General features: G+C 71.3%; 11 protein-coding genes and 1 pseudogene. 7 read left to right on the forward strand and 5 right to left on the reverse strand.

What is annotated here, in order from left to right; genetic code table 11:
• Nucleotides 1-44: 44 nt before the first annotated feature.
• Nucleotides 45-443 (forward strand): annotated as a pseudogene (locus SSP08S_RS63650) (hydroxymethylglutaryl-CoA lyase-like TIM-barrel protein); the annotation flags it as partial.
• Between the two features lie 62 nt (nucleotides 444-505).
• Nucleotides 506-1552, forward strand: a complete 1047-nt coding sequence (locus SSP08S_RS29035; RefSeq protein WP_019071159.1) for an amidohydrolase family protein — start codon at nucleotides 506-508, stop codon at nucleotides 1550-1552.
• Between the two features lie 68 nt (nucleotides 1553-1620).
• Here the strand turns inward: SSP08S_RS29035 and SSP08S_RS29040 are convergent, their stop codons facing one another.
• Nucleotides 1621-2808 (reverse strand): magnesium and cobalt transport protein CorA, encoded by a 1188-nt coding sequence (locus tag SSP08S_RS29040; protein ID WP_019071160.1) that lies wholly within the window; start codon nucleotides 2806-2808, stop codon nucleotides 1621-1623.
• Nucleotides 2809-2984: 176 nt separating this feature from the next.
• Here SSP08S_RS29040 and SSP08S_RS29045 point away from each other — a divergent pair, with 176 nt between their 5' ends.
• The gene (locus tag SSP08S_RS29045) at nucleotides 2985-4094 is read left to right on the forward strand and encodes a winged helix DNA-binding domain-containing protein (RefSeq protein WP_051106005.1); all 1110 of its coding nucleotides are present in this window, start codon (nucleotides 2985-2987) and stop codon (nucleotides 4092-4094) included.
• Nucleotides 4095-4114: 20 nt separating this feature from the next.
• Here the strand turns inward: SSP08S_RS29045 and SSP08S_RS29050 are convergent, their stop codons facing one another.
• Nucleotides 4115-4762, reverse strand: coding sequence for a LysE family translocator (locus SSP08S_RS29050; protein WP_019071162.1), 648 nt, complete (start codon nucleotides 4760-4762; stop codon nucleotides 4115-4117).
• A 66-nt stretch (nucleotides 4763-4828) separates the two neighbouring features.
• On the opposite strand from SSP08S_RS29050, the gene SSP08S_RS29055 reads away from it, so the two are divergent.
• Both SSP08S_RS29055 and dmpI read left to right on the forward strand, forming a co-directional pair.
• Nucleotides 4829-5695 carry a LysR family transcriptional regulator gene (locus tag SSP08S_RS29055; RefSeq protein ID WP_019071163.1) on the forward strand — a complete coding sequence of 289 codons (867 nt, stop codon included), beginning with the start codon at nucleotides 4829-4831 and terminating at the stop codon, nucleotides 5693-5695.
• A gap of 91 nt (nucleotides 5696-5786) precedes the next feature.
• The gene (gene dmpI, locus SSP08S_RS29060) at nucleotides 5787-5972 is read left to right on the forward strand and encodes a 4-oxalocrotonate tautomerase DmpI (RefSeq protein ID WP_019071164.1); all 186 of its coding nucleotides are present in this window, start codon (nucleotides 5787-5789) and stop codon (nucleotides 5970-5972) included.
• Between the two features lie 108 nt (nucleotides 5973-6080).
• On the opposite strand, the gene SSP08S_RS29065 is transcribed toward dmpI, so the two are convergent.
• The 3 genes from SSP08S_RS29065 to SSP08S_RS29075 all read right to left on the reverse strand — a co-directional run bounded on the left by SSP08S_RS29065 (nucleotide 6081) and on the right by SSP08S_RS29075 (nucleotide 10872).
• Nucleotides 6081-6872 (reverse strand): S1 family peptidase, encoded by a 792-nt coding sequence (locus tag SSP08S_RS29065; protein ID WP_019071165.1) that lies wholly within the window; start codon nucleotides 6870-6872, stop codon nucleotides 6081-6083.
• 204 nt (nucleotides 6873-7076) lie between these two features.
• A complete protein-coding gene (locus SSP08S_RS29070) occupies nucleotides 7077-9896 on the reverse strand; it encodes an ATP-binding protein (protein WP_019071166.1) in 2820 nt (939 codons plus the stop codon).
• 163 nt (nucleotides 9897-10059) lie between these two features.
• Complete coding sequence (locus SSP08S_RS29075) at nucleotides 10060-10872, reverse strand: response regulator transcription factor (protein WP_043259776.1); 813 nt, start codon at nucleotides 10870-10872, stop codon at nucleotides 10060-10062.
• 146 nt (nucleotides 10873-11018) lie between these two features.
• Here SSP08S_RS29075 and SSP08S_RS29080 point away from each other — a divergent pair, with 146 nt between their 5' ends.
• Nucleotides 11019-12695, forward strand: coding sequence for an AMP-binding protein (locus tag SSP08S_RS29080; RefSeq protein WP_026178922.1), 1677 nt, complete (start codon nucleotides 11019-11021; stop codon nucleotides 12693-12695).
• 8 nt (nucleotides 12696-12703) lie between these two features.
• Nucleotides 12704-14293 (forward strand): AMP-binding protein, encoded by a 1590-nt coding sequence (locus SSP08S_RS29085; protein ID WP_026178923.1) that lies wholly within the window; start codon nucleotides 12704-12706, stop codon nucleotides 14291-14293.
• The last annotated feature ends 67 nt before the right edge of the window (nucleotides 14294-14360 follow it).

Below are 14360 nucleotides of genomic sequence, written 5' to 3' on the forward strand. Positions count from 1 at the left end.
CCGGCTCCTCCTGCCTGGCAGCGGCAGCGGCAGCGTCCACGACCCGCGCGGGAGCCTCCGTCGTCGGCGTGGCCACGCACCGCACCGAGGCCGACGTCTCCGTCCAATACATCGCGGCCGCGCGGGAGTTGGGCATGGACACCGTCGGCTTCCTGATGATGAGCCACATGACCGACCCGGCACACCTCGCCCGTCAGGCGAAGCTGATGGAGAGTCGTGGCGCCACCTGCGTCCATGTCGTCGACTCCGGCGGTCTGTCGACCATGCACGGGGTCGCCGAACGCGTCGACGCCGTCCTCGCGGGCATGGGCGCCGGTGCCGGCAACGTTCCGCTGGAGGTGTTCATCGCCGCCGACAAGCTCGGACACGCCCACGGCTGTGACCTGTTCGCCGTGCCGGACGCAGCCGACGACCTCGTACGACCGCTGAGAGGCCGCCCCGTAGACCTGCTCACCGACGTGACGCTCGACCCGCTCACTGTCCAGCAGGCCGAGGGGGACGCCTCGTGACCGGCGCGGCGGGCCGGGTCGACGTCCACCAGCACATCGTTCCCTCCTTCTACCGGGACCTCCTCACCCGGGCGGGCATCGCCGAGGCCGGCGGCCGTGAGCTGCCCGAGTGGAGCGCCGAGTCCGCCCTGGAGGTGATGGACCTGCTGGGCACCGCCACGGCGATCGTGTCGGTCTCCACGCCGGGCACCGGCTTCCTCGCCGATCCGGGCGAGGCCGCCGACCTGGCCCGACAGCTCAACGATTTCTCCGCGTCCCTCGCCGCCGAACACCCGGGCCGTTTCGGGTACTTCGCCACGCTGCCCATGCCCGACGCCGCCGCCTCCGCCGTCGAGGCCGAGCGGGCCTTGGACGGGCTGGGAGCCGACGGGGTCACCCTGCTCGCCAACAACCGGGGCGTCTACGTCGGAGCGGGCGGCCAGGACGAACTGTGGCAGACCCTGAACGACCGGGGCGCTGTCGTGTTCGTCCACCCCGCCGACCTCCCGGCACCCGCTGTCGACAGGATCCCGCCGTTCGCCGCCGACTTCCTCCTCGACACCACCAGGGCCGCATACCTCCTGGTCCGCAACGGCGTCGTACGCAGGTACCCGAACATCCGGTTCATCCTCAGCCACGCCGGCGGCTTCGTGCCCTACGCCTCCCACCGCATGGCCGTCGCCATCGCCGGCGACACCGGACGCAGCCCCCTGGACGTACTGGACGACTTCCGCGGCCTCTACTACGACACCGCGCTGTCCTCCAGCTCCGCCGCCCTGCCCACGCTGCTCGCGTTTGCCCGCCCCGGACACATCCTCTTCGGCAGCGACTGGCCGTTCGCCCCCGTCGTCGCGGGCCAGTACTTCGCCAACGGCCTCGACAGCGGTGTCGACCCCGGTGTCCTCCAGGCCGTCAACCGCACCAACGCCGAAACCCTCTTCCCCCGCCTGGCAGGCGCTCCCGCACGGACTCCCGCCCTGCCGCCCCCGATGCGCGTCCGCCAAGCCGCCCAACGGGCCGTCGCCCGCCTGGTCTTCAAGCTCGTCCAACCCGGCACCGATTGAGCCACGTACCCAGGACCACGACTCCAAGTCCGCGCCCAGGGACTCAGGTGAAGGGCGATCGACGGATGCTAGAGCCAGTCCCGCCGCTTGAAAATAACGTACAAACTCGCACAGACCAGCCCCATCAGGCCGATCGCGAAGGGGTATCCGAAGCGCCACCCAAGCTCAGGCATGTTCTCAAAGTTCATGCCGTAGATGGTTCCTACGAGCGTGGGGGCGAACAGAATCGCGGCCCAGCTCGAGATCTTCTTGATCTCCTCGTTCTGTTCGAACCCCGCCTCCGCCAACGCCCGCATCTCCGCGTTCTGTTGCTGGGTGACGAGGGTCGCGTTCACCGTGAGGATGTCGGTGAGGGCCTGGCGGAAGCCGTCTACTCGTTCGCTGGTGTGGGTGACGTGGTCGGCGACGTCGCGTAGGTAGCGCTGGAGTTCCTCGTCCGTGCCGTACTTGGCGAAGCCCGCCATCAGGCTGTGGAGCATGCCGACCAGGGGGCGGGTGGCGCGCTGGAACTCGACCATTTCACGGGAGAGTTCGTAGATGCGGCGGGAGACCGCCGGGTCGCCGCGGAAGACCTCCGTCTCGATCTCGTCGATGTCGGTCTGGACGCCGGCGACCACCGGCGCGTAGCCGTCGACGACCGCGTCGAGGATCGCGTACAGCACCGCCTCGGGGCCGAGTTTGAGCAACTCCGGTGTTTCCTCCATGCGTTGGCGGACCGCCGAGAGGTCGGGGGCCGCGCCGTGCCGGACCGTGATCACGAAGTCCGGGCCGACGAAGACGTGCAGTTCGCCGAAGTCGACCTCCTCCGGTGTGTCCAAGTACCGGGCGGCGCTGAGGACCACGAAGAGCGTGTCGCCGTAGCGTTCCAGTTTCGGGCGCTGGTGGGCCTCCATCGCGTCCTCGACCGCCAGCGGGTGGAGGTCGAACTCGGCGGCCAGGGAGAGGAGTTCGGCCTCGGTGGGGCGGGCGAGGCCGATCCAGGCCATGCCGGACGGCTGTTCGCGCAGTTCGCGGAAGGTGTCCGCGAGGGTGTCCGGCGCCGAGACCCGTACCCCGTCCCGGTACAGCGCGGCCTGGACGACACTGCCCGCGTCGGAGGGCTCGGAGGGGGGTGCGTCGGTGGTGGAGCGGGGCGGCTCCGGTGCGGGGGGTGGGGGCGGGGCGGGCGTGCGGCGCCAGCCGGACTTCCTGCCGGTTCCACCGGGCCTGCCGGTCCAGCCGTTCTTCGAGGTGGGGCGGGCGCGTCGCTGGGGCATCGCGGTGCCTCTCGATCGGGCCTGTGTCTGCGTGATCACGGAGCAAGGGCACGAGCAGGATATACGGGGCAAACAACCTCTGCGTGTGATCGGGTCCGGGATTCGGTGAGAGTTGCGGACCGAACGTGTCCGCAATCGTCGCTAGCGTGCGGACTGTGACCAAGGCGAAGACCCCGATGGCCAAGAACCCGACCGCTCCCGTACTCGACCTCCGCGCACTCAACCGCGCCACCCTCGACCGGCAGCTCCTCCTGCGCCGCTCACCGCTCTCCGCCACAGCGGCCGTCGAGCATCTCCTCGGCCTCCAGGCCCAGAACGTCAAGCCGCCGTACTACGCGCTCGCCGCCCGCCTCGACGGCTTCACGCCCGGGGCACTGTCCGGGCCGATGGCCGAGCGCGAGGTTGTCCGGATCGTCACCATGCGGTCCACCATCCACACCCACACGGCCGACGACGCCCTCACCCTGCGCCCGCTGGTGCAGGCCGCCCGCGACCGTGAGCTCGGCAACTTCCGCAAGGGGCTCGTAGGCGTCGACCTGGACCGGCTCGCCGTACTCGCCCGTGAACTCGTCGAGGCCGAGCCGCGCACCATGAAGGAGTTGCGCGAGGCCCTGCTCGTCGAGTGGCCCGACGCCGATCCGCAGGCCCTCGCGATCGCCGCCCGGTGCCGGTTGCCGCTCGTCCAGGTCACCCCGCGCGGGCTGTGGGGGAGGAGCGGTCAGGTCGCGCTCACCACCGCCGAGCACTGGCTCGGCCGGCCCGCCGAACCCGTGCCGACCCCGGACGCGACCGTGCTGCGCTATCTCGCCGCCTTCGGCCCGGCCTCCGTCAAGGACATGCAGACCTGGGCCGGCCTGACCCGACTGCGCGAGGCCTTCGAACGGCTGCGTCCGCGGCTCGTCACCTTCCACGACCCGAACGGCGTCGAACTCTTCGACCTCCCGGACGCGCCCCGCCCCGCCGCCGACACCCCGGCCCCGCCGCGCTTCCTGCCCGAGTTCGACAACCTGCTCCTCTCCCACGCCGACCGCACCCGGGTCGTACCGGCCGAGTACTGGGGCCGCGCCTGGCAGGGCAACGTCGCCCACCGCACGCTCCTCGTCGACGGCTTCCTCGCCGGGGTGTGGAAAATCGACGACGGCGACGGTCACCTCGTCGTCGAGCCCTTCGGTCGGCTGACCAAGGCCCAGCGCGACGACGTGACCGCCGAAGGGGCGCGGATGCTCGACACCCTGCACCCGGGGACGTCGTACGACATCCGGTTCGGGACGGTCGTAGGGGCGTAGGGGCGTAGGGGCGTAGCGGGTCAGTCCGCGCGGCCCGTCACCGCGACCGTCACGCCCAGGCCGATCATCGTGAAGCCGCCCGCGCCGCCGATCAGGGACAGACGGCGGTCGGAGCCGGCGAACCAGGTGCGGGCCGCCGAGGCGGTCAGGCCCCACAGGGTGTCCGTGACCAGGCCGATGGAGATGGGGATCAGGCCGAGCAGGAGCATCTGGAGGGGGACGTTGCCCGCCGAGTGGTTCACGAACTGGGGGAGTACGGCGGCGAAGAACACCACGCCCTTGGGGTTCGTGACGCCGACCAGTGCGCCGTCCAATACCGTGCGGAGGTCGCCGCGCGGTTCCGAGGCCTGGTCCGTCCGCATCGCCGAGGCCTTCAGGTCCTTGCGGTGGCGGAAGGCCTGGACCCCGAGGTACACGAGGTAGGCCGCGCCCGCGAGTTTCACCGTCAGGTAGATCGTGACCGAGCGTTCGACGAGTGAGCCGATGCCGAAGGCGACCGCCGTCACCAGCAGGTACGAGCCGAAGACGTTGCCGATCGCCGTCGCCACCGCCGTACGGCGGCCGTGGGCGAGCGCGCGGCCGATGACGAACAGGACGCTCGGCCCCGGGATCACGATCACCAGCAGCGACATCGCCGCGAAGGCGAGAAAGCGGTCCGTGGACACCATTTCCATCAACTCCCATCCGGCGCTCATTGAAACAGGAGTCCAGGAGCCCCCTCTAGAGTCGAACCCATGGAATTGCGGCAGCTCAGCTACTTCGTCGCGGTCGCCGAGGAGCTGCACTTCGGGCGGGCCGCCGAGCGGCTGCACATCGTGCAGTCCGCGGTCAGTCAGCAAGTCCGGCGGCTGGAGCGGGAGTTGGGCGCCGAGCTGTTCGACCGGTCGCCCCGGCGGGTGCGGCTCACGGGGGCGGGGGAGCGGCTGCTGCCCGAGGCGCGGGCGGTGCTGGCCGCCGCCGAGCGGGCCCGGGCCGCCGTCGCGCCGCCGGCGGGGCTGCGGATCGGGACCAGTACCGGGCTCGGCGCGCATCTGGACCGGGTCCTCGGCGCGTTCGCCGAGCGGGCACCGGACGTGCCCGTCGAGCTGTTCTCGCTGCCGGTCGGGGAGCGGCTGGCCCGGGTCGCCGGCGGGCAGCTGGACGCCGCGTTCGTCCGCGCCGTCGAGCCGGTGCCGGGTGTACGGGTGCTGCCCCTGTGGCCCGATCCCCTCGTGGCCGCCGTCCCCACCTCGCATCCGTTGGCCGCGCGTCCCGAGATCCGCGTCGACGAGCTCGCCGCGCTGCCGCTCGCGGTCACCGAGCGCCGGAACAACCCGGCGCTGGTCGATCTCGTCGTCGGCGCCTGTCACCGGGCCGGCTTCGAGCCGCTGCCGGGACCCGTGAGCGGGTCACTCCAGGACACCCTCGCCAGCATCGGCACGCGCCCGCTGTGGACGGTCGTCTACGCCTCCCACGCGCGCGTCCTGCACAACCCGCGCGTGGCCTTCGTACCGTTCGAGGCACCCGGTCTCGCGCTGTCGACGGGCCTCGCCGTGCACGCCACGAACCCGTCCCCGCATCTCGACACCCTGCTGCTGGCCTGCGGCGATCACGAGAACTGATCGCTGCGTTCGCAAGCTGCTTCTTGGTCGGGGACGCCCGGCGCGATGAACTGGACTCACCGAACAGGAGCCCGACTCAAGGGAGTTCAGCATGCCCATCGTGACCATCCAGCAGGGCCCGCGCGACGTCGAGCTGAAGCGGGACCTCGTCAAGCGGGTCACCGACGCCTTCGTGGACGCGTACAAGATCCCCGCCGAGACCGTGCAGGTGTGGATCCACGAGGTGCCCGCCGACAGCTGGGGAGCGGCGGGGCAGCTCATCGCCGACAAGCAGTAGGCATCAAAGGCTTGCCGGGCACATGGATAGGGTGCGTTGCGGGCTGCTCGTGGAAGCCCGCAACGCACCCTGGTTCTTCCCTGAGGAGTACTCAGGAGACCTTCCGGGTTACGAGTTGACCTGTGTGGTCACCAGGCTGGAGAACGTGGTCAGCCGGGTGTAGACACCCGGGTAACCCGCCTCGGCACAGCCCTCGCCCCAAGAAGTGATCCCTGCCAGGACGCCCCCGATGAGCAGGGGACCGCCGCTGTCGCCCTGGCAGGTGTCTACGCCGCCGGATGTGTATCCGGCGCAAACCATGTCGGACGCGATGAAGTCCGAACCGTAGGAGCTCTTGCAGCTGGTGTCGGACACGATCGGCACGGTCGCCGTCCGCAGCTGGTTGGAGGAGCTGCCGTTCTCCGAGGTGGTGCCCCAGCCGAGGATGCGGGCGGTGGTGCCGGCCGCGTACACGCTGGTCTGTGAGGAGGAGACGTACGACGCCGTCGTGTACGGCATCGAGGTCGAGAGGGTCAGTACGGCCACGTCGTCGCCGTTGGTGGCGTCCGTGTAGCTGGGGTTGATCCAGATCTTGCTGACCTTGCTGACGGTGCCGTTCGTACCGTTGAGGTACGTGCGGCCGCCGACCACGCGCACGCTGCTGGTGGTCTCGCCGACCATACAGTGAGCCGCGGTGATCACCTTGGTGGCGGAGACGAGCGTGCCGCCGCAGAACTGGTTCTGCGAGGCGTCCGTGATCTGCATGACGAACGGGTACGACGTCGTCGTGGTCGTGGAACCGCCGACGATGGGCTGGGGGGCTGCCACAGCGGTGGGGGCGCTGAGCAGTGCGGTCGCTGCGGCAGCGGCGGCTGCTACGACGACTGCGGTGGATCTCTTGGCGCGGTTGAGCCCGAACATGAGTCTCCTCATTAGGGTTGCCGGTGGGGGGTCGCGCGGGTGTGGGGGTGTGCAACGGGGGTCGCGGGACCGACCCCCGTATGCCCGGGCGAGCGGCACACCCATAAGCTAGAACCAGGCACACCCTGCTCCCAATGAGGGAACCCCCTAGGGGAGTTGGGCAGGGAAAACCCTCGGTCGCCGCACAGTTAACCCGTAGGGTCCTCAGTTCGGACGGCGCCCCGCCGCCAGTCGGACGATATCCACCCGCGAGCGGATCCCCAATTTCCGGTAGACCCGGGTCAGGGTCGCCTCGACCGTCTTGACGCTGATGAACAGCCGGGCGGCGATCTCCCGGTTGGTGGCGCCCTCCATGACCAGCGCGGCGACCTGACGCTCCATCGAGGCCAGCCCGTCGAGCCCGTCCAGGGCGGGCGGCGCGGGCGTGGCCGCGGGCGCCGGCTCCGGCGGGCGGGTGACCGCGGCCTCGTCCACCTGGCGCAGCCAGGGCAGCGCACGGCAGCGGCGGAAGAGGCGGGTCGCCTCGTCGTACGACGTCGGTCCGGGCTGTGCGGTGCGCAGCGACGCCAGCGCGAAGGCGGCGCGGGCCTCCTCCAGGCCGTAGCCGAGTTTGGCGAGCCGGTCCTGAACGGACGTCAGTTGCGCTACGGCGGCGTCGTGTTCGCCGCGGGCCGCGCGCACCAGGGCCTCGGCGCGGTCGAGCACGGCGAGGACGCTCTCGCGGCCGAGGCGCAGGGCGCGTTCGCGGGTGACGTCGATGACGTCCTGGGCCTCGGCGGTCTCGCCGATCCGCACGAGGGCCTCGGCGAGGTCGCCGTGCCAGCGGCCGCGTGCCGGGTCGGTCACCTTGAGGGCCTGCTCCAGTTCGCGGACCCGGCGCAGCGAGCGGACGGTGCCGTGGGCGTCCCCGGCGACCAACTGGGCGTATCCCAGGGCGCCGAGGGCCCGGGACAGGTACATCTGGTCGCCGTCCTCCTCGGCGTGCTCGACCGCCTCCCGGGCTAGGGCGAGAGCTTCTTCGACGTCACCGCCGGAGGCCTCGGCGAGCGCGGTGAGCATCGCGGACGCGGTCTGGCCGATGCCGGAGTCGCGGGCCAGCCTGAGGCCCTCGCGGGCGAGGTCGAGGGCGCGGCCGCAGTGCCCGGAGCGCAGTTCGGTCTCGGCGAAGCCGCGCAGGAAGTGCACCTCGCTCTCCACCGACCCGCGCCGCCGCACCTCGCGCAGCAGCGCGGTGATGGTGGCACGGGCCTCCGGCAGCTGATCGCTCATCACCAGCCAGCGGAAGCGGGCCGAACCGGCGCCGTTGTGATGGCAGGCCACCCTCGGGTCCTGGGGTTCCTTCAGCGCGCGCTTGATGGTGAGGGGCGCGTCCGGATGGCCCATCAGGGTCTCGGTCTGGGCCTGGAAGGAGAGCGCGAGGAGTTCGGTGCGCCGGTCACCGGCGAGTGCCGCCAGGTCGGCCGAGCGCGCGGCCTCCGCCCGGGCCTCCGCGAAGTCGCCCTCGACGAGCAGCCCCCGCCAGGCCAGCTGGTAGCGCACCAGGCCGAGCAGCCGGGGGTCGTCGCCCGCGTCGGCCAGGGCCTGCGGGAAGACGGCGTCGACGTCGGCCATGGCGTGGCCGGCCGTGTCGATCACGATGATCCAGGCCCGCACCCGCTCGGCGGGCACCGAGGTCCGGCTCAGCACGTCGCGCGCGATGTCCCGGGCGAGATCCAGCTCGCCCGCCGTGATCGCGTCCTCGGAGGCCTGCAACCGCCGCTCGTCGGGACCCGGCACGCTGTCGCCGGGGGTGTGCCGGGCGGCGAGCAGTCCGAGGGAGGCGGCGACCGAGGGCGCCCCGCGGTCGCGGGCGAGAGTGGCGGCCTCGGCGAGCCGGGCGGCGACCTCCGGGTCGGTGCCGGTGGTCGCGAGGGCGAGGTGCCGGGCGCGCTCGATGGGGTCGGAGGCCGCGGTCGACAGCGCCGCGTGCGCGGCCCGCCGTTCCTGCGCGGGGGCCTCCGCGTACAGCGCGGCGGAGATCAGCGGGTGCGCGAACCGTACGGCGGGACCCTCGGGTTCCGTTGCCAGCAGGCCGAGTTCGGCGGCCTGGGCGGTCTCGGCCTCGGCGTTCTCGCGGCCGGCGGTCTGGAGGAGGGCCACGGTGGGGCGGGCGCCGGCGCTCGCGACCAGCAGGGTGCGGCGGGCCTCGGCGGGCAGCATGTCGAGCCGGCTCAGCACCAACGCGCGTAGTGACGTCGGCACGGGCAGCGGCTCGCCGGGTCTGGGCGGGGTGGGGTTCTCGGCGAGGGCGCGTCCCAGCTCCAGCGCGAACAGCGGGTTGCCGCCGCTGGTGCGGTGGATCTCGCGGACCGTGGAGCGGGGCAGTCCGGTGTAGCCGCGGTCGTCGAGCAGCGCGGAGACCTGCGCCCGGGAGAGCGGGCTGAGCCGGAACGCGAGGGTGTCGGGCGGCGAGGCGTTCAGATAGCGGTCGTACTCCTGGCCCTCGGTGCGCACCGCGAAGATCATCTGCACCTGGGTGTCGCCGAGGCGGCGGGCGGCGAAGCCGAGGAGTTCCGCGCTGGCCGGGTCCAGCCACTGGAGGTCGTCGGCCACGACGAGCACGGGACCGTCGGCGGCCAGCGCGCGCAGCGCCGACAGGACGGCGAGGCGCAGGGCGAGGCCGTCGCGCTGGAGGGAGGACTCGCCGCGTCCGGTGAGGGCGGATTCCAGTGCCGTGCGCTGGGCGGCGGGCAGCCGCTCGGACACCTCGTCGAGGACCAGACCGAGGAGGTCGGCGAGGGCCAGGAAGGGGAGATGCGATTCGGACTCCGTGGCCGAGCAGCGCAACACGGTCCGCGCCGAGTCGCCGTATTCCGCGCTCAGCGCCCGCAGGACGGTCGACTTTCCTATTCCGGCGGGGCCGTGGAGCAGCACACTGCCACCGCCGGCGAGCTGGTCGCGGGCGGCGTTGAACATCTCCTCCCGGCCGATGACCAGGTCGGGGCGGGTTCTGGCCGGCTCCTTGAAGTCCCGTCGCACGGTCACCGCTCCCCTCGTGTGTCGTGTCCGGGCCAATATTAGGCAATCAGTCCTTGAAATTCGGATGGATGGGGTCGTGAGGGAAATAACAACCGTGTGACAGGAGGAAATTCAAAGCTCCGATGAATGAATAGACGGCCCTCACCGGAGTCGGTCCCCGGGGCCTGTCTCACGGCAGCACCCCCGCCCGCCGCGCCGCCACCACGGCCTCCCCGCGCGTGTGCGCGCCGAGCTTCCGCATCGCCGAGCGCAGATACCCCTTCACCGTCTCCGGCCGCAGCCCGAGCCGCTCCGCCGCCACCGCGTTCGTCGCCCCGGCCGCCACGCACGTCAGTACGTCCAGTTCCCGGGGCGCCAGTTCCACCTCCCCGGTGGCCGCGTCGGCCGTCAACAGGCCGCAGGCGTCCAGGAGTTCGGCCCGCAGTGCCGGGTCCGGGATGCGCGGGGCCAGCGCCCGCAGCGCCGCGTGCGCCTCCCGCACCTGCTCCCACACCGCGCTCGCCGCCGGGTCGGGCACCGGTGCCGGACGCGCCGCGCTCAGCAGCTCGCCCACCTCCTCCCGGACCACCAGCGCCTGTTCCACGTCCCGGGCCGCCGCCATCGCCGCGCTCAGCATCCGGTCGCCCAGCGGCTGGGCGGTGCGCAGCGCGCCGTAGAGGACACCGCGCACCCGGCGCCGTACGACGACCGGGACCGCGAGGATCGCGCGCAGGCCCTCGGCGGCCACCGGGGCGTCGTACTCGTGGCTGATCTGGCGGGAGGCGGAGTAGTCCAGGACGGCGCACGGGCGGGCGAGGGCGACGGCCTTGCCGCCGAGACCGTTGCCCGAGTTCACCGCGAGGGCGCGCAGGGACGGGGTCAGCGTGCCGCTCAGTTCGCTGATGCGCATCTGCTGCCGGCCGCTCTCGACCAGGCCGCCGAAGGCGACCGGCAGCCCCGTGCCGCGCCGGAGCCGTACCAGTGCCGCCTGAATCTCCACCATCCCCGCCGCGTCCGTCGCCACCCGCTTGCCCCTTCATTGCGGCCGTTCCGCTGCACTCACCCCCGTACGGGGGTAGTGAGACCCACATCACGGATTACACGATGTCAGAGAGCCGCCCGGCAATGGTCCGGTTACTAGGAGGACAGATGACTACGGCAAGCGAGTCGTTCCGTAGTGCGCGGGATTTCCTGTTGGCGCATCGCGAGGACTATGCCACGGCCTACGAGGGTTTCTCCTGGCCCCGGCCCGAGCACTTCAACTGGGCCTTCGACTGGTTCGACGTCATCGCCCACGGCAACGCCGGCACCGCGCTGCACATCGTCGAGGAGGACGGGCGCGAGACCAAGCTGTCCTTCGGCGAGCTGTCCGTCCGCTCGGACCAGGCCGCGCACTGGCTGCGCACACGAGGTGTCCGCGCCGAGGACCGGATCCTGGTCATGCTCGGCAACCAGGCCGAACTGTGGATCACCGCCCTGGCCGCGATGAAGCTCGGCGCCGTGGTCATCCCCGCCACCCCGCTGCTGGGCCCCGCCGACCTGCGCGACCGCGTCGACCGCGGCCGGGTCCGGCACGTCATCGTGCGCTCCGAGGACACCGGCAAGTTCGACGAGGTACCCGGCGACTACACCCGCATCGCGGTGGGTGGCGAGCGGCCCGGCTGGCTGGACTTCGAGGAGGTCTACGACACCTCCGCCTCCCTCTTCGTACGGGACCCCGCCCCGACCCTCGCCGACGACCCGCTGATGCTCTACTTCACCTCGGGCACCACCGCCCACCCCAAGCTGGTCGAGCACACCCACACCTCGTACCCGATCGGCCATCTGGCCACCATGTACTGGATCGGGCTCCAGCCCGGCGACGTGCACCTCAACATCTCCTCGCCCGGCTGGGCCAAGCACGCCTGGTCGAACCTGTTCGCGCCCTGGAACGCCGAGGCGACCGTCTTCATCCACAACTACACGCGCTTCGACCCGGTCCGGCTGATGGCCGAGATGGACCGCGCGGGTGTGACGACGTTCTGCGCCCCGCCGACCGTGTGGCGGATGCTCATCCAGGCCGACCTGACCCAGCTGCGCACCCCGCCCCGCGAGGCCCTGGCCGCCGGGGAGCCCCTGAACCCCGAGGTCATCGAGCAGGTCCGGCGGGCCTGGGGCGTCACCATCCGGGACGGCTTCGGGCAGACCGAGACCGCCGTCCAGGTCTCCAACAGCCCCGGCCAGCCGCTGAAGACGGGTTCGATGGGGCGGCCGAGTCCGGGGTACCGGGTCGAACTCCTCGACCCGGTGTCCGGTGCCCCGGGCGCGACCGAGGGCGAGATCTCGCTCGACCTGTCCAACCGCCCGGTGGGCCTGATGACCGGCTACCACGGCGACCCGGACCGTACGGCGGAGGCGATGGCCGGCGGCTACTACCGCACCGGCGACATCGGTTCGCGCGACGAGGACGGCTACATCACCTACGTCGGCCGGTCCGACGACGTGTTCAAGGCCTCCGACTACAAGATCTCCCCGTTCGAGCTGGAGAGCGCGCTGCTGGAGCACGAGGCGGTGGCCGAGGCCGCGGTGGTGCCCGCGCCGGACGAGCTGCGGCTCGCCGTGCCGAAGGCGTACGTCGTGCTCGCGGCGGGCTGGGAGCCGGGGCCCGACACGGCGAAGGTGCTGTTCGAGCACTCGCGGGACGTCCTCGCCCCGTACAAGCGCATCCGGCGGCTGGAGTTCGGCGAGCTGCCCAAGACCGTCTCCGGCAAGATCCGCCGGATCGAACTGCGCGAGGCGACGGCCGCGGGGTCGGACGCCGAGTACCGCGAGGAGGACTTCCGATGAACTCGCCGATGAACTCGTACAGCCATGGAACCGGTGGGACTTCGCTCCTCGGCGACACCATCGGGGCGAACCTCGACCGGGCGGTCGCCGCCTGGCCCGACCGCGAGGCGCTCGTCGACGTACCGTCCGGGCGACGCTGGACGTACGGCCAATTCGCCGCCGATGTCGATCAGTTGGCGCACGCGCTGCTCGCGAGCGGGGTGGCGAAGGGCGACCGGGTCGGGATCTGGGCGATCAACTGCCCCGAGTGGGTGCTCGTCCAGTACGCCACCGCCCGCATCGGCGCGGTCATGGTGAACATCAACCCGGCGTACCGCACCCACGAGGTGGAGTTCGTCCTCAACCAGGCGGGCATCTCGGTCCTGTTCTCCTCGGTCGCCCACAAGAGCAGCGACTACCGGGCGATGGTCGACCAAGTGCGGGGAAAGTGCACGGAGTTGCGCGAGGTCGTGTACATCGGCGACCCGAGCTGGGACGCGCTGCTCGGCCGCGGCACGGGAGACGAGCCGTACCCGGAACTCTCCTGCGACGACCCCATCAACATCCAGTACACCTCGGGCACGACCGGCTTCCCCAAGGGCGCCACGCTCTCCCACTACAACATCCTCAACAACGGCTATTTCGTGGGCGAGTTGATCGCGTACACCGAGCAGGACAGGGTCTGCATCCCGGTGCCCTTCTACCACTGCTTCGGCATGGTCATGGGCAACCTGGCGGCGACCTCGCACGGCGCGTGCATCGTCATCCCGGCCCCGTCGTTCGACCCGGCGGCGACCCTGGAGGCCGTACAGCAGGAGCGGTGCACGTCCCTCTACGGCGTACCGACCATGTTCATCGCGGAGTTGAACCTCCCGGGTTTTGCGTCGTACGACCTCTCGTCCCTCCGCACGGGCATCATGGCGGGCTCGCCCTGCCCGGTCGAGGTGATGAAACGGGTGGTCGCCGAGATGCACATGGCGGAGGTGTCCATCTGCTACGGCATGACGGAGACGTCCCCGGTCTCGCTCCAGACGCGCCGGGACGACGACCTGGAACACCGCACCGGCACGGTCGGCCGGGTGCTGCCCCACCTGGAGGTCAAAGTCGTCGACCCGGCGACCGGCGTCACCCAACCCCGGGGCACGGCAGGGGAGTTGTGCACCCGCGGCTACAGCGTGATGCTCGGCTACTGGAACGAGCCCGGAAAGACCGCCGAGTCGATCGACGCCGGCCGCTGGATGCACACGGGTGACCTCGCGCTGATGCGCGAGGACGGCTACGTCGAGATCGTCGGCCGCATCAAGGACATGATCATCCGGGGCGGCGAGAACATCTACCCGCGCGAGATCGAGGAGTTCCTCTACACCCACCCGAAGATCGCCGACGTCCAGGTGGTCGGAGTACCCCACGAGCGCTACGGCGAGGAGGTTCTCGCCTGCGTCATCCCCCGCGACCAGGCCGACCCCCTGACCCTGGAGGAACTCCGCGCCTTCTGCCAGGACAGACTGGCCCACTACAAGATCCCCACCCTGCTCCAGGTCATGGACGCCTTCCCGATGACTGTGTCGGGGAAGGTGCGCAAGATCGAGCTGCGGGAGTGGGCGGTGCGGGAACGCTGACGGGGTGGGCGCGGCGGGGCGGCCGCCCGGGGTTGTGCGCGGGAGCGCCGGCCCCGGGCGGCGTCCT

This window comes from Streptomyces hokutonensis, assembly GCF_000376565.1.
Lineage (GTDB): Bacteria > Actinomycetota > Actinomycetes > Streptomycetales > Streptomycetaceae > Streptomyces > Streptomyces hokutonensis.

Bases quoted from the DNA above. Each gene is read 5' to 3' on its own strand.
- SSP08S_RS29040 (WP_019071160.1), bottom strand. From the start codon at position 2,808: ATGCCCCAGCGACGCGCCCGCCCCACCTCGAAGAACGGCTGGACCGGC.
- SSP08S_RS29045 (WP_051106005.1), top strand. From the start codon at position 2,985: ATGGCCAAGAACCCGACCGCTCCCGTACTCGACCTCCGCGCACTCAAC.
- SSP08S_RS29050 (WP_019071162.1), bottom strand. From the start codon at position 4,762: ATGGTGTCCACGGACCGCTTTCTCGCCTTCGCGGCGATGTCGCTGCTG.
- SSP08S_RS29055 (WP_019071163.1), top strand. From the start codon at position 4,829: ATGGAATTGCGGCAGCTCAGCTACTTCGTCGCGGTCGCCGAGGAGCTG.
- dmpI (WP_019071164.1), top strand. From the start codon at position 5,787: ATGCCCATCGTGACCATCCAGCAGGGCCCGCGCGACGTCGAGCTGAAG.
- SSP08S_RS29065 (WP_019071165.1), bottom strand. From the start codon at position 6,872: ATGTTCGGGCTCAACCGCGCCAAGAGATCCACCGCAGTCGTCGTAGCA.
- SSP08S_RS29075 (WP_043259776.1), bottom strand. From the start codon at position 10,872: ATGGTGGAGATTCAGGCGGCACTGGTACGGCTCCGGCGCGGCACGGGG.
- SSP08S_RS29080 (WP_026178922.1), top strand. From the start codon at position 11,019: ATGACTACGGCAAGCGAGTCGTTCCGTAGTGCGCGGGATTTCCTGTTG.
- SSP08S_RS29085 (WP_026178923.1), top strand. From the start codon at position 12,704: ATGAACTCGTACAGCCATGGAACCGGTGGGACTTCGCTCCTCGGCGAC.